The organism is Lactobacillus sp. CBA3606 (assembly GCF_002970935.1).
Taxonomy (GTDB): domain Bacteria; phylum Bacillota; class Bacilli; order Lactobacillales; family Lactobacillaceae; genus Lactiplantibacillus.
In genome coordinates this window covers 1,970,725-1,985,003 of record NZ_CP027194.1, presented here as the reverse complement: position 1 = coordinate 1,985,003, position 14,279 = coordinate 1,970,725, and the positions used below count along the sequence as shown (strand labels likewise).

The 14,279-nt window shown below is 45.1% G+C and carries 13 protein-coding genes and 1 other annotated feature; of the genes, 1 reads left to right on the top strand and 12 read right to left on the bottom strand.

Annotation, left to right across the window (positions count from 1 at the left end; all coding sequences use genetic code 11):
- Positions 1-13: 13 nt before the first annotated feature.
- From C5Z26_RS09620 to trpS, 10 genes are all read right to left on the bottom strand, one after another.
- Positions 14-400, bottom strand: coding sequence for an acetyl-CoA carboxylase biotin carboxyl carrier protein subunit (locus C5Z26_RS09620; protein WP_105449744.1), 387 nt, complete (start codon positions 398-400; stop codon positions 14-16).
- Complete coding sequence (locus C5Z26_RS09615) at positions 400-735, bottom strand: hypothetical protein (RefSeq protein ID WP_158682833.1); 336 nt, start codon at positions 733-735, stop codon at positions 400-402. Before C5Z26_RS09615 ends, C5Z26_RS09620 begins: the two co-directional genes overlap by 1 nt.
- A 69-nt stretch (positions 736-804) precedes the next feature.
- Positions 805-2,151 (bottom strand): CitMHS family transporter, encoded by a 1,347-nt coding sequence (locus tag C5Z26_RS09610; RefSeq protein WP_105449742.1) that lies wholly within the window; start codon positions 2,149-2,151, stop codon positions 805-807.
- A gap of 187 nt (positions 2,152-2,338) precedes the next feature.
- Positions 2,339-2,542: a hypothetical protein gene (locus C5Z26_RS09605; protein WP_105450171.1), complete on the bottom strand. Its 204-nt coding sequence runs from the start codon at positions 2,540-2,542 to the stop codon at positions 2,339-2,341.
- A 166-nt stretch (positions 2,543-2,708) separates the two neighbouring features.
- Positions 2,709-3,551, bottom strand: coding sequence for a DUF72 domain-containing protein (locus tag C5Z26_RS09600; RefSeq protein ID WP_105449741.1), 843 nt, complete (start codon positions 3,549-3,551; stop codon positions 2,709-2,711).
- Between the two features lie 45 nt (positions 3,552-3,596).
- On the bottom strand, positions 3,597-4,556 hold the full coding sequence (locus tag C5Z26_RS09595) for an IpaB/EvcA family protein (RefSeq protein ID WP_105449740.1): 960 nt from the start codon (positions 4,554-4,556) through the stop codon (positions 3,597-3,599).
- Positions 4,549-5,823, bottom strand: a complete 1,275-nt coding sequence (locus C5Z26_RS09590; protein ID WP_105449739.1) for a hydroxymethylglutaryl-CoA reductase, degradative — start codon at positions 5,821-5,823, stop codon at positions 4,549-4,551. The genes C5Z26_RS09595 and C5Z26_RS09590 overlap by 8 nt, the downstream gene beginning before the upstream one ends.
- Positions 5,824-5,850: 27 nt before the next feature.
- On the bottom strand, positions 5,851-6,768 hold the full coding sequence (locus tag C5Z26_RS09585; protein ID WP_105449738.1) for a Ppx/GppA family phosphatase: 918 nt from the start codon (positions 6,766-6,768) through the stop codon (positions 5,851-5,853).
- Between the two features lie 131 nt (positions 6,769-6,899).
- Complete coding sequence (locus C5Z26_RS09580; RefSeq protein ID WP_105449737.1) at positions 6,900-7,898, bottom strand: tRNA dihydrouridine synthase; 999 nt, start codon at positions 7,896-7,898, stop codon at positions 6,900-6,902.
- Positions 7,899-8,101: 203 nt separating this feature from the next.
- Entirely contained in the window at positions 8,102-9,118 is a 1,017-nt protein-coding gene (gene trpS, locus C5Z26_RS09575; protein WP_105449736.1) for a tryptophan--tRNA ligase, read from the bottom strand.
- A gap of 52 nt (positions 9,119-9,170) precedes the next feature.
- Positions 9,171-9,362: a binding site (T-box leader), on the bottom strand.
- 168 nt (positions 9,363-9,530) lie between these two features.
- Here trpS and helD point away from each other — a divergent pair.
- The gene (gene helD / locus C5Z26_RS09570) at positions 9,531-11,840 is read left to right on the top strand and encodes an RNA polymerase recycling motor HelD (protein WP_105449735.1); all 2,310 of its coding nucleotides are present in this window, start codon (positions 9,531-9,533) and stop codon (positions 11,838-11,840) included.
- A gap of 64 nt (positions 11,841-11,904) precedes the next feature.
- On the opposite strand, the gene C5Z26_RS09565 is transcribed toward helD, so the two are convergent.
- Complete coding sequence (locus C5Z26_RS09565; protein ID WP_105449734.1) at positions 11,905-12,717, bottom strand: Cof-type HAD-IIB family hydrolase; 813 nt, start codon at positions 12,715-12,717, stop codon at positions 11,905-11,907.
- A gap of 202 nt (positions 12,718-12,919) precedes the next feature.
- Positions 12,920-14,254 carry a dihydrolipoyl dehydrogenase family protein gene (locus C5Z26_RS09560; RefSeq protein ID WP_105449733.1) on the bottom strand — a complete coding sequence of 445 codons (1,335 nt, stop codon included), beginning with the start codon at positions 14,252-14,254 and terminating at the stop codon, positions 12,920-12,922.
- Positions 14,255-14,279: the final 25 nt, after the last annotated feature.

Here is a 14,279-nt window from a genome sequence, read left to right as displayed (position 1 = left end):
AGTCTTACTCCCTTCAGCTAAGTCTAATTAGCGCATCACCTGCATTGACCGTGTCATTTTTAGTCACATAAATGGCAGCCACTACTCCCGCTTGATTAGCGACAATTTCATTTTCCATCTTCATAGCTTCTAAGACCATTAACGGTTGATTTTCTTTCACCTGATCACCAGGTGCCACTAATATTTTAATAATTGCCCCCGGCATTGGGGCAACCATTGCAGTCGCATCTGTAACCGGCTGCGATGCCTGAACTGATGCTGCCTCCGTAGCCACAGGGGCTGGGGCTGACGTTGGTGCTACTGATTGAAGCGTCGTTGGTTGTGACGAGTTACCACCAATTTCTTCCATCTCAACTAAATATTCTTTACCATCAATCGTAATTTTAAATTTACGTAACATTAGTACTGATCAACTCGCTTTCTAATTGATTTGATAACAAACGTTCTATCACCCATAGCTAATGCACAACTACTGGCAATAATACTGACTAATTGGGCTTCGGGATTTTGAACGGCTAACCGTTTTAAACTTAATTGACTATTCGCAGCTTGATCAACCGCTACGCTAGCAGCAATCAACGCTGGAATGACCTGTTCACGGGGATCAACATCAATATATTTTGGTACTATTACCCACTCATCAATCGTTGATTTTTCAGCTTTTGTAGCCGCTAAACTCGCCGTGTTTGTTACTGTCGCATGATGAAATAATTGTTGCCAAAAGCTGGTCATCATCGTTACCTCCTTATTAGGATATCAACACATCGCCTTCCGTAAAGCGCTTTCGTTTCCTTGAAAATAAACTCACTGCGGAATGTAAAATGGCATATGCCCTGTTAAAAGAATCGTTACCACAAAGATAGCAAAAACACCTAAGGCATATTTGGCCGTTTCTTTTTGCCAAGCTCCCATATCTAACCCCGTTAATCGCAGTAGTAAGTAAATAAAAGCCACGAGTGGACTAAGTAAATGGAATGCCTGACCCATTAGCGATGCTAACGCCATTTGCATATTAGTAAATCCATACGCACGCCCAGCTTGCGCCAAGACTGGTAAAACCCCGAAATAAAAGCCATCATTTGATAGGAAGAAGGTGCCAGGTGCTGAAATAACTGCGATGACAATCCCCCAGAAACCAGCTAATTGATGTGGAATAATTTGGGTAAAGCTTTGAGCCAATGCCGTTGCCATCCCAGTTCCTTGGAATATTCCCATAAAGACCCCTGCCGCAAAAACTAAGATGACCACTTGAACTGCATCGCCACCATTGGCTCCAATACGTTTGGACTGATCTTTTAATTTAGGATAGTTAACCATCAAAGCGATACAGGTTCCCACTAAGAACAAAAGCAATGGTGGCATTTCCAGCGCTTTGATAAAAGATCCAGCAACTAACCAAGCAATCAGCACAATCGTTAAAATACCGTTAAAAGCAAAGTTCTGAGGGCGCCGAATATCTGCCACCTCAGGATCAGTAACTTGGGTCATAGCTTCAATTTCGGCTACTGTTAATGTTTTAACGCCCAATCGTTTACGTTCTTTTTTACCCATACTCGGTGCCACAATAAAAGTGACATAGGCTAATGCCAAAATCATACCGGGTAAAACATAAGCTAAGATACTAGCGTCAACATCTAAAACTGCCATTGCTCGCGCAGTTGGACCACCCCAAGGCAATAAGTTCATGATGGTATTCTGTAAAATGACTAAAACCCCTAAATTCATCATCCGCATCTTTAATTTTTTGTAAATTGGAATAAAAGCAGAACAACAAATTAATGTTGTCGTGGTGCCATCCCCATTTAGAGATACCGCAGCGGCCACCACGGCGGTTGCAATCAGGACTTTCATTGGATCACCCTTGGCAAAATAGATCATTTTCTTAGTAATTGGATCAAACAAACCAGCATCTAACATAATTGAAAAATAAAGAATGGCAAATAATAACATAATTCCAGTGTTGGCGGTGGTCTTAATCCCTTCTAAAACAAAATCACCGATGGTTCCTTTTTTAGCAACCCCGGCGACCATCGCAATAATTGCAAAAACTAACGGTACTAGCACTAATGCCGTGAATGGTGATAGCTTCTTCTTCATGATAATAAACATGAAGACGACAATCATGGCATACGAAATTATTGTCAGTAACATGATTTCAGCTCCTCCTTAAGTTTTCTATATGCTCAGCATATCTCATTGAAAACGTTTTCGATATCATTTTCATGGGTAAGAACACCTAAAGAACACTTCCAGCTAAACGATGCCATAAAATTGAATAATAGCCGCAAAAAAAGCGTCTGAGTTTACCTCAAACGCTTGCTTAGTGTGGTTACTTCGACTACCAGTCACCAAATTTTTCATCTTTTAACTGTTGTAACAACTTCTGATAATGGACCGTACCCATTTCACCATGAAAATGACCATCTTCTAATTTATTGAACCTTTCAGCCATATAGTAGGCTGTTAAATACAAAGTTAACTTGCGTTTAACAATGGCTTCAGGATCTAAATCATCCGAAACGCGATGCGAATTCACAACCATTTCGGCAAATTTACGCTGATCTAACGCTAAATTATTATCTTTAGACGCCACTTGTGCCACCAGAATTACCTCCTAAATTTTGTTCATCTGCGCTATCAACACTTATAAGCTCAGATTAACATGCTTTAGGCAACACGCCCTGTTCTTTTAGTGTTCTTCTGTACGCCTAAAACAAATCCAACTGCTGTGGTCCCAAATCACCAAAAGAAACGCCCAGTAATGTCTTTAATGCTAAGGCGTTATCTGCGGCATCGCCACCAGCGTTATTATTGAAAATAACGCAAACTTCCTGCGTTTGAGTTTGTAATTGGGCCACCAAGATCTTAAACTCAGCTAACTCGGAGGCACTATACCGATACAAGGTTCGCTGTCCCCGCCAGTTAGGCCCTTTGGTAGACCAGCCCGTTTGATTACGCCCATGTAACCGGACTATGGCAAGCTTAGGACTGGTTACGACTGGTTCTAAGCTAACCCCATCATTTAAAGCATGCGGTTCATCGACCACCACATGAATAATACCTAGGTCTTTTAGAAAACTTAAAACTGAGTCTTTCACACCGGGTTCATACCAACTTTGATTACGAAACTCAACTGCGATTGGCAAACCTGGTAGCCAAGTTACCAGCCGTTGTAAATAGTGAAAATTTCGTGTTGACCGTTCGAAAAACGGTGGAAATTGAAATAAAATCGCCTTTAATTGTTGATGTTGCAACAATGGTTTTAACATGGCCCGATAATTTCGATAAGCTAATTTCAAAGCTTCCATCGAAATGCCATCTTCATACGAATCGTGCAAGGTCATCGTTTGATTCGCTTTAAGAATAAACTGAAACCTGGCCGGGACCGCTTTTTGCCACTTGGCAACGGTACCTGGTTTGGGAATACCATAAAAAGGTGTATCCACTTCAACCACCGGTAAGACGCCCGAGTATTCCGTCAAAGTTAATTTATCCGTCCCACCTAGCAGGCGCGGATGTTCCGTCCAAGTTGTTAGTCCAATCGTTATCATCAAACGGTCACCCCTTCAAAAAAATAGCAACTTCCATTACGACCATTACCGAATCGTAAACGGTTCCTGTAAGTCAGTTAATAAGTCTTTCACTGATTTTGCATACAGCGTCTTGAAAAAGGCGTCGCTTCGTTTTTGGGCCGGCGCAGGAATAACAAAGGCATTTTGCCGATCACCTTTATTCAACCCAATGTACGCCCGTGTATGTTTGTTCTTATCAACCATTTCAGAATGATAAACATCAAATAATTGCCGCACCTCTAACCGCAATTGGCGTTCACTCAACACACTTTGAACGGTCACGAATTCACTCCCATGTAATAATGGCAACTGCCACGCCGTCATCTGAGCGTCAAATGCATTGAACAATTTAACGACCGCACGCCGCATGGCAAAAGGTGTCGTCACTGGCTTAGCCGTCATTCCAGCGTATAACTGCTGGGCAGCTGCCCAAGCTTGCGGATAATCAGCGGCAACTTTAGCCGCTCGCGTTGGTGTCAGTTGACCATCGAAAAAGACCAATAAGTCCGTTAATGTCAACAGTCGTAGTGTCATCATCGCATCCGTTTTTTGCGGATCTTCGGGCTCAATCGTCGCCGCGACCCCGTCAAAGTAGCGGGCTTCAATGTCGTCGTCAATTAAAGCGTGTTGGCGTTGCTTTTGAACGACAAGAATATGCGCTACCAAATCATATAATTCCATTGCGATTGCCATTAACTGCTCATCTAATTGGTCATTTCGCGTCGTTAGATTAAAGGTCACTTGCGGAAAACCTTGTAACAGTAGTAATAAATGTAAGAGTTCATGTGACGCCGTATAATTTGGCGCCGTTACATCGCTAACGTGAATCTCGATATCCCCCGCTGTCATCACTTGTTGGGCTTGGTCATGCCGCACATATCCGGAAACCGTCTCACCAAAAGTTACGGTCACATTCCCTGGAAACAATGAATTCGTCGTCGTTAATAAATCTGACACTGCTTGATTTAAGTTAATTTTAGTCATGCGTCTCTTCCTTTGATTGCCTTAAAGTGGCGATAAGTTGTTGGGTCGTGGCTAAGTCTTGTTGTGGGGCTTGTTCTAAACGTTGTAATATAACTGGCAACTCAGCGGTGGTCGCACCAGCCGCTAACGCTAGCGATTTCAGTTGCAAATGCATGTGGCCTTGTTGAATCCCGGTTGTCACTAGCGCACGTAAAGCCGCTAAGTTTTGGCCTAAGCCCACCGCTGCCATGGTTTTAGCCAGTTCAGTGGCTGTTGTTACACCCAATAAACGTTGATTCAGTTGGGCCAACGCATTGATCTTGATTGACCCGCCAACAATGCCTACCGGTAACGGCAATTCGATGGTACCAACCAATTCCTGACCGGTCAACGTCCAGGTACTTAGGCCCCGATACTGACCGTCACGGGCCGCATAGGCATGGGCGCCACTCTCTAACGCCCGCCAGTCATTTCCAGTTGCCATGGCGACGGCATCAATGCCATTCATAATGCCTTTATTATGTGTCGTTGCCCGATAGGGGTCTAACTGGGCCACCGTGCTGGCCGCTACCAGCTTTTGGGCCACTAATTGGCCCGAATAACGCCCAGCTTGCAACAGACTAACCGGCAGGCGACAACTAGCCCGAACCAAGCTGGCAGTTGCATAGTTAGACAAAATACTCATCAACGCATTATGTTTGGTCAACACACCAATCGACTTGGCAACGGCCTCTAACATACTATTGAGCATATTAGCCCCCATCGCAGCTTGCACATCAACGAATAAATCAATTGATAAATACCCCTGACCTAAGCGCCGAATACGTAATTGCCGGGCACCGCCACCCCGCCGTTGTAAACTTGGATGGGCCGCATCTGCAACGGCCAAAAGTGCGGTTTGCTGTGCCGTAATCAGTTGCGTGGTGGCCGCCACGTCGTCAACTTGTTCCAACACGATTTGACCAATCATTGCACGTTGCGTCACGCTTGTGCTAAAGCCACCTGCACGCTTCACAATTTTGGCACCATTACTAGCTGCCGCAATCACCGATGGCTCTTCAGTCACCATCGGCACTAGCCGCGGCGTGCCATCCACGACAAAGTTCACGGCCACACCCATCGGCACCGCATAATCCGTTAAATAATTTTCAATAATCTCACGATGTTTAGGGTCATAATGCTTTTTAAACAGCGCAGTTTCCGCTGCTGACAACTGTGCTTGTTCAGCTACTAAGGCCGTCCGTTCAGCCCAATCTTTTTGGTAAAAATGGCGAAAATCAGCCGTCATATAATCAGTCCTATCTTCAAATTCAGTTTACTGATTTAAATATTCTGAAATGATGCCTTCACGGACACCACTTTCTGAAAAGATCACACGGTCACTGTCTAACATTTGCAACAGGGTAACTAACGGTAGCATGCCCCCGACAATAATGTCTGCCCGGCCATACTCCATACCGGAGATATCTTGCCGGCCTTGGCGTGACCGATTTAATAAGTCTAAGAAGGTATGATAGACCGTTTCTGTTTTTAAGCGATAGCCATGAATATCTTCTACTTTTAACTTTTTCTGCCGGCGACGATTAATTCGTGCCAGTGTCCGATTAGCCCCGCCTAGTAAAACAATTGGGTAATGCATGGCTTCACTTAGCCACCAGATATCTGCTAACCGATTACGTAAAAACATCTGTGCTCGAAATAGGTTAGCTGCGGGCACCAAATCATCAAGTTGGAATTGTTCCGACAGCGTCACCGCCCCAAAGGGCACGCTAATCAGTTGCTGCTTGCGACCGTCTTTCACTAAAATCAGTTCACAACTGGCGCCACCGGTATCCAGAATCAAACAATCCTGAATAACTAGCGAATTCGCAACGCCTAAGTAGTCATAGTAAGCCTCGTCGTCACCAGCCAAGACTTGGAGGTCTAAGCCCACTTCTTTTTTGACTCGCGCCAAGAATTCAGTTTGATTTTTAGCCATTCGAACCGCCGCCGTCGTAATCCCGATGACTTTGGTATTTGGTAAATGCTCATAAAGTTGCTTAAAATTTAATAGCGCTTTGATGGTCCGCTCAATCGCTGCTGGTTGTAGGATATGCGCTGCACCCATCCCTTTTGATAACCGCGTATCTTCTTTGACGCGTTTGATTTCTTCAACCGTGCCGTTGGGGTGCAGGCGATTAACTGCCATTCGCGCCGAATTTGATCCCAAGTCCACAATTGCTAAGTTTTCCATCAACACCACGCTCACTTTACATTTTTAGTTATTATTTTATTTTAACATTAAAGCCGGTACGTTGCGGATGTAAGGTTGCAGGCCAATCAAAAAGACCCCCGACACTAAAAAGTCGTGAGCCTGATTGCCTATTAATCTAACTGTGCCTCAAAATCAGTTAAAATTTGCCGCACGGCCGCCGTTGATTTTGCTGCCATCAATTGGTTCCGTAGCGCCGTCGCCCCTAATTCTGGCCGCGCATAAATCTTAAAGAACCGTTTTAAGGCTGGAAAGCGGGGCACATCATAGCTTGTTGCAAACTCATCAAACAAATCTAATTGCAGTCGTAGTAACCCGAGTAACTCCGCTAACGTCTGCTGATGGGGTTGTTTCGCAAAGGCAAACGGACTTGCAAAAATGCCACGACCAATCATGATGCCATCTAATCCCGGATGCTGTTGCGCCAAAGCTAACCCAGCTTGATAATCTGGAATATCCCCATTTAGTTGTAATAAGGTCTGTGGTGCAATCGCATCTCGTAATTGAATCAACTCATCAATGAGTTCAAAATGCGCCCCAACTTTGCTCATCTCTTGCTTAGTTCGTAAATGGATCGTTAATAAGGCCACATCTTGTTGTAATAACGTTGTGACCCAAGCGCGATACTCGGCAACTTTGCTATAGCCTAACCGTGTTTTAACACTCACCGCTAACCCCGCCGTTTTCGCCGCTGCGATACATTCAGCTGCCAAGTCAGGATGTCGAATCAAGTCACTACCACCATGGTGTTTAATAATCGTGCCATCTGGGCAGCCCATATTCAAATCAACGGCTTGAAAGCCTTGTTGTTTAACCGCCATGGCCGCGGTCGCAAAATCAGCCGGCGTCTGGCCCCAAAGCTGGACAACTGGCGCTTTAGTCTCTGCTGGTGCCACATATAGCCGCCCATGTACGGGGAATTTCGTGGTCGCATCAGTGACACTGCGCGCATAGACGAATTCAGTAAAGAACGCATCCGGAGCCGCTGCTTGCGCAACAACCTGTCGAAAAACAGTATTACTAACGGCTTCCATTGGCGCCATCGTAAAAAATGGCCGCTGTTCTGAACGGGCCTGCGTTGCCAATGCTTGCCAAAATGTTGATTCTGTCACTACTAAACGCTCCTCTATCAATTATAATTGGTTATCATTTTATCATGCTTCCATCCGCTTGGCGAAAACAGTGTTTGGGCGCCGTTAAACCGGTTGCGTGGCTGAATAGTGGGCGGAGAGCAAAAAAATGGCAGTCATTCCAAAATCAGAATGACTACCAATAGCTTGTTGATGCGCATAAATGACCTAAATGCGTTTAGCGCTTAATCGAAATAATTAATACCAATCGCCGCTTGCATCTCACGCCAAGTCTGATCAGCAACCACGTTAGCTTTGGCCGTGCCAGCTTTCAAAATTGCCATCACTTGAGCTGGATCAGCTTCGTAAATGGCCCGCCGTTCCCGAATTGGCCGTAAAACACCATCTAAAACTTCAATTAAGTAACGTTTAATTTTGACATCACCTAAACCACCGTGTTGATATTGGGCCTTTAAGTCCGCAATCTTAGCCTGGTCCGTGCCAAAAATATCCAAGTAAGTGAAAACCACATTGCCGGCTACCTTACCAGGGTCTTCCACGTGAATATGGTCTGGGTCAGTATACATGGACATAACTTTCTTTTGGACGGTATCGGCGTCATCCGCCAAATAAATCGCATTACCTAAGGATTTACTCATCTTGGCGTTCCCATCTAACCCAGGGATTCGCCCTAATCCTTTAGGTGGAAAATAACCTTCTGGTTCAACTAAGACGGCTTGTTGATAAGTCTTGTTAAAGCTCCGGACAATTTCACGCGTTTGTTCCAACATAGGTTCTTGATCATCACCAACGGGCACTGTTGTGGCTTTAAAGGCTGTGATATCGGCTGCTTGACTCACTGGATAAACGAAAAATCCGGCTGGCACACTCTCGCCAAAAGCTTTTTGTTTAATTTCAGTTTTAACTGTGGGATTCCGATTCAACCGGGCCACCGTGACCAAGTTTAAGAATTGATTCATCATATCAGTTAACGCTGGAATTTGTGATTGCACTAAAATCGTTGATTTTTCAGGATCAATCCCGACGGCTAAATAGTCCATCGCCACTTGTAACAAACTTTTACGAATTTTTTCAGGATCATGCGCATTATCCGTCAACGCCTGATTATCCGCAATCATGATGTAAGAGTCATAGTCCCCTGAATTTTGTAATGCCACGCGGTTTCTTAACGATCCGACGTAATGACCAATGTGCAAACGACCGGTTGGGCGGTCACCCGTTAAAATTACTTTTTTTGTCATGTTTAAAACTTCCTTTCAAAAAAAAACGTCCTCATCAACTAAAACAATAGTCAATTAGGACGCATTACCGTGGTACCACCTAAATTGCAGAATTTTATTCTGCCACTCATTCAACCGATAAGGGTGGGTTCCCGGTTTTCACCGAATCTCCAAAAAGCCAATTCATTAGTCCATCTTAGCTTTCAGCAACTACTAAGTCTCTGTTATTTGGACGCCTTACTGTTCTTTTCTTCAACGATTATTTATCTTTAGTTTAAGCGTTACCCGCACCGCTGTCAAAACAAATCCTAAGCAGTCAGTGCCGACTTACATAAATTAAGCTAAACCCAGGCGCTTTAATTGACACTACCCCTAAATCCGCCTAAAATTATTCAAGCAAAATGGATACAATTAAGACTGGAGGCTGTTATCAGTGACAACATCAAACCAAGAACAGCAACAAGAACAACAGCGGGTGGACCAAGTCGTTGAACAGGTTAAAGCACGGTCCAAACAGACCGATCATCTCTTAAACCAAGCCCATCTTGAAACCGATGTGATTCAGAAAAACTATGGTGATAATAACTCCGTCAATACCTTTGAAGTGGATGACCGTATTGAAACCAATGCGGCATTGCAACAGCAAAAGCAAATGGTCGAACGCGCGGTTGAGTCTGAAGCAATCTTAAAACGCCAAGTTGGCGTCTTAAAAGACCTCAGTAATTCACCCTATTTTGGCCGCATTGATATTCAAGATAGCCCGGACGACGCGCCCGAACGCTTATATATCGGCACGGCCTCTTTCGTCGATGCCGACCAGAACTTCCTGGTCTATGATTGGCGCGCCCCCATCTCATCCGTTTACTACAATGGGACGTTAGGTCAGGTGCAATACCAAGCCCCAGCCGGTAAACAAAGCACCGAATTACTCAAGAAACGCCAATTTCAAATCAATCAGGGGCAAATTAAAAACATGTTCGACACCAACGAAACGGTTGGTGACGAAATTTTACAAAACGTCTTAGGTGAACAAAATGATGCGTATATGCAAAACATTGTCGCCACGATTCAAAAAGAACAAAATGACATTATTCGCGATACTTACAGTGATTTGCTCGTTGTGCAGGGCGTCGCTGGTTCCGGCAAAACGTCCGCCATTCTGCAACGCATTGCCTTCTTGCTGTATCACTCACGGGCCTCATTAGAAGCCGACCAAATGGTGTTATTTTCACCTAACCGGCTCTTTAGTCATTACATTTCGGAAGTGCTACCTAGTCTAGGTGAACGCAATATGCGGCAAGTGACGCTGGCTGAATTTTTAAGCGCTCGCTTTCAAGGATTGACTGTTGAAAGTCTCTTCGAACGCTACGAACAAGACCACCAAGCAACCACCCTTAATCCGGCCATCCGTGACTTTCAGGAAGGCGCCGCATTTATGCAACAAGTTGAGCGCTACTGTCATGAATTGCCCGCCGCTCAGCTTCGATTTACAGATGTTGTCTTCAATGGCGAAGTCTTCTTCTCTAAGCAGACCATCACCCAGTTGGCGACAGCTTTACCAGCGGCGATGCAGCCAGCCGACCGGTTCTTGGCGCTCAAGAATATGTTAATTAAGCAGCTAAAAAAACGCATTGATCACGAGGCACAAGCTGATTGGGTCAACGATATTATTGATCAATTAAATGATGAGGACTATCATGATTTGCTAGGGCATAAACGTCGTGGTGAATTTCAATCTTTAGACGATGAAGTCTTCTATCTTGGACAACAGATTGTAACTAAACGGCTCCGCCAAGTCTACAATGCAATCTATAATGGGTATTTTCTCGATACTTATGAACAATATAACGACTTTTTAGCCCAAATCGACCGGCCAGCCCCGATTACGGCTGAACAATGGACTGCTCGGCAAAAGGCTTTCCAAACAGGCATCGAATATCATCGAATCGCACTAATCGATTGTGCGCCGCTATTACTCCTACGCGATATTCTAACCGGTAGTGGTCAAAATCGACGGATGCAGTCAATCTTTGTTGATGAAATGCAAGATTATTCACTTGCGCAATTATTGTATATCAAACATGCCTTTCCGTTAGCTAAGTTCACCTTGCTTGGCGATAGTGAACAAGCCTTATTCAAGGGTATCGAAGCTCCCAAAGAATTGCTCACCCGCTTAAAGGCCGCGTTCGCCGTTCGCCGGGTCAACTTGATTACGTTGAACAAGAGCTACCGTTCAACCATGCAAATCACCAACTTTGCTAAAGCCTTACTGCCGGATGGCGACCAAATCCAAGCCTTCACCCGCGCAGGCGACCTGCCGAAAGTCATGTTGCGTTACGGCGAGACCAATGCCTTAAAGGGGTTATTGACTGAAGTGAACCGGCAACTCACTACGACCACCACCGTCGCAATTCTCACAAAAGACCTAGCCGAAAGTAAAAAAGTGTATCAATATCTCAAACACCATACCGTCGCAACGCTGATGGCTGACAACGACCGCACCATGCCCCAAGGCGTCATCATCATGCCGATTTATCTCGCCAAAGGGTTAGAATTTGATGCCGTGATTGCTTATGATGTTTCGGCCAAGACTTACCCTGACGACCGCTCCGTTGGCTTGCTCTATACCATTGCATCACGTGCCATGCACCACTTGACCTTACTCAGTGTTGGTGATGTTTCGCCATTAATTGCTCGCATGGCCCCGGGCTTATTCACCATCGAACATCAAGTTCGGGTTTAATTAGTTTTAAAAAACGACTGCTTAAATTGGCCTAGCCAATCAAGCAGTCATTTTTTAATACAGCTTAATTTAAAGCATACCGCTGAATGGCAGCCGCCAAGCCGTCAGCATCATTGGTTCCGGTAACATGGTTAGCATGGGCCTTAGCCGCTGCCGAACCATTGCCCATTGCAACCGCGGTTCCCGCAAAATCAAACATGGTAATGTCATTTTGCTCATCGCCGACTGCCATAATTTCACGCGCATCAAACTTTAACAGCTGTGCCAAAGCTTGAAGCGCTTGGCCCTTGCTGACTCCCGGATGCATCAGTTCCAAAAAGTTAGCGGCAGCGCGAACGACGTATAAGGATTTGCCGAATTTTTGCTTAACTAACGGTTCGACAGCATCTAATTGTTCGGGTGCTCCTACGAATAACCCTTTTGTGATTTGAAAATCAGCTGGTAACTCGTCCGGTTGGCGAATTAAAAGTCCAGCCTGATTCTCCCAAGCTTGGACAACGGTCACCCAGCTCACATCGTGGTCAGCCGTATAGATGACACTTTCATCATCGAGCACGTTAAATGGGATATGTTGTTGTTGCCCAAACGCCGTCAATTCACGATAATAACTATTGGCTACCAACTGTTTCGCCACCACCCGTCCCGTAACCGCTTCAATCACGGCACCATTATAAGTCACCACATATTGGTCATCACCAGTAATGTTAAGCGCCGTCAGATAGGGTTGCACACCCGCTAAAGGTCGGCCAGTACAGAGCACCACTTTAATCCCTTGGGCCTGGACTTGTTGCACAGCTGTAATCGTACTTGGCAGTAGTTTACCCTCCGAATTAAGCAGCGTATCATCAATATCTAAGGCAATTAAACGAATCGACATAATAAATTCCTTTCATTCACGAATCCGGTTACATTATCGCTGTCGCAATCGTCGTCGTGATTTGAGTTTAGCCTAAATATAGCATAGTCAAGCACCTAACGGGGGCAATTTTTAAAACTCGCTAGGACCATTTTTCGCTACTTTAATCCCGGATACACCAAAAACAGACCGCTAAAATTAGCAGTCTGTTTTTGATAACACCTTAATATAAATATTGTAAATCACTAGCTGGTGTTGGGTACGCCCAAATCAACTGTTGTAATTCTGACAACGTCACTTGTTTTTGAATCAAAATCATCAAGTAATTCACGACTTCATCCGCAATTTCACTTAAGCACGTTGCCCCCACTAATAAACCGGTCGCTTGATCAATCACGACCTTAGCCAACGCTTGTGGCGTCTGCAACCGATAATAGGTGAACCATTTTGTCATATCTAACGTGTTAACCGTATACTGTGCCGGTTGTTTTGCCGCCTGCGTTGGCGTGACACCAACTTGTGCCAACTTCAATTCTGAAAAGACCTGCGTCGGAATAACCGGATAACTAATGGCCGCACTAGGTATTGTCAATTCACCAACTAAGTAACGCGCTTCATAGCCTGCTACGGGCGTTAACTTTGGTGCTGCCGTATCGCTAACATCACCAATCGCATAGACATGCGGATTCGTCGTTTGCAAATGATCATTAACTTGCACACCACGGCGGTTCGTTGCCACCCCGATATTTTCTAACCCGAGATGGGCAATATTAGGTTGACGTCCAGCTGAACAAATCACTAAATCAGTTGTCAATTCGAAGCCGTGATCGTCGGTTAAATGAATACCGTCTGCTTGTTTAGTTAAGCGTTTAATGTCCACATTCAAATCAAACGTGATCCCCATAGTCGTCATATTCGCCATTAATGCCGTCACTAGCTCTTGATCAAACGCCTTCAACGGCCGCTCATTATGGTGAATCAAATGGACGTCAGCGCCCGCTGCTTGTGCAATGCCAGCTAGTTCGAACCCAACATAGCCACCACCCACAAATGTCACCCGCTTCGGCATAGTCGCTAGGTCTAAGAAGTCGGTACTCGTTTGAAAATACTCGTGACCATCAATCGGCAAAATCGTCGGTTGTTGACCGGTGGCAATCACATAATCAGTACCGTTAACCACGGTCCCATCGACCGTGAGTTGCCCATCAGCCTGAAAGTAGGCTTGTCCATGTAATGTGTCAATCGCGCTGGCTTGTAAGCCGTGTAACGTCCCGTCATTAATGCCATCAGTATACCCACGTTTGGTGGTCATCAAGGCTGACCAGTCCACTTGAGGCACGCCTTTTAAGCCGTGACCCTGTAAATCTTGCGCGCGCCGTTTGGCTTCAACCGCACTCAACAGAATCTTTTTCGGGTCACAGCCCCGATTAGGACACGTGCCGCCCCATAAATCAGCTTCAATAATTAAAACCGACTTACCTTGGGCCTTTAAGCCACTTGCCACAGCCCCGCCAGCCGGACCACCACCGATTACAACCACATCATATTGTTTCGCCATTAGTTTAACCCCCTAAGGTTTGCCT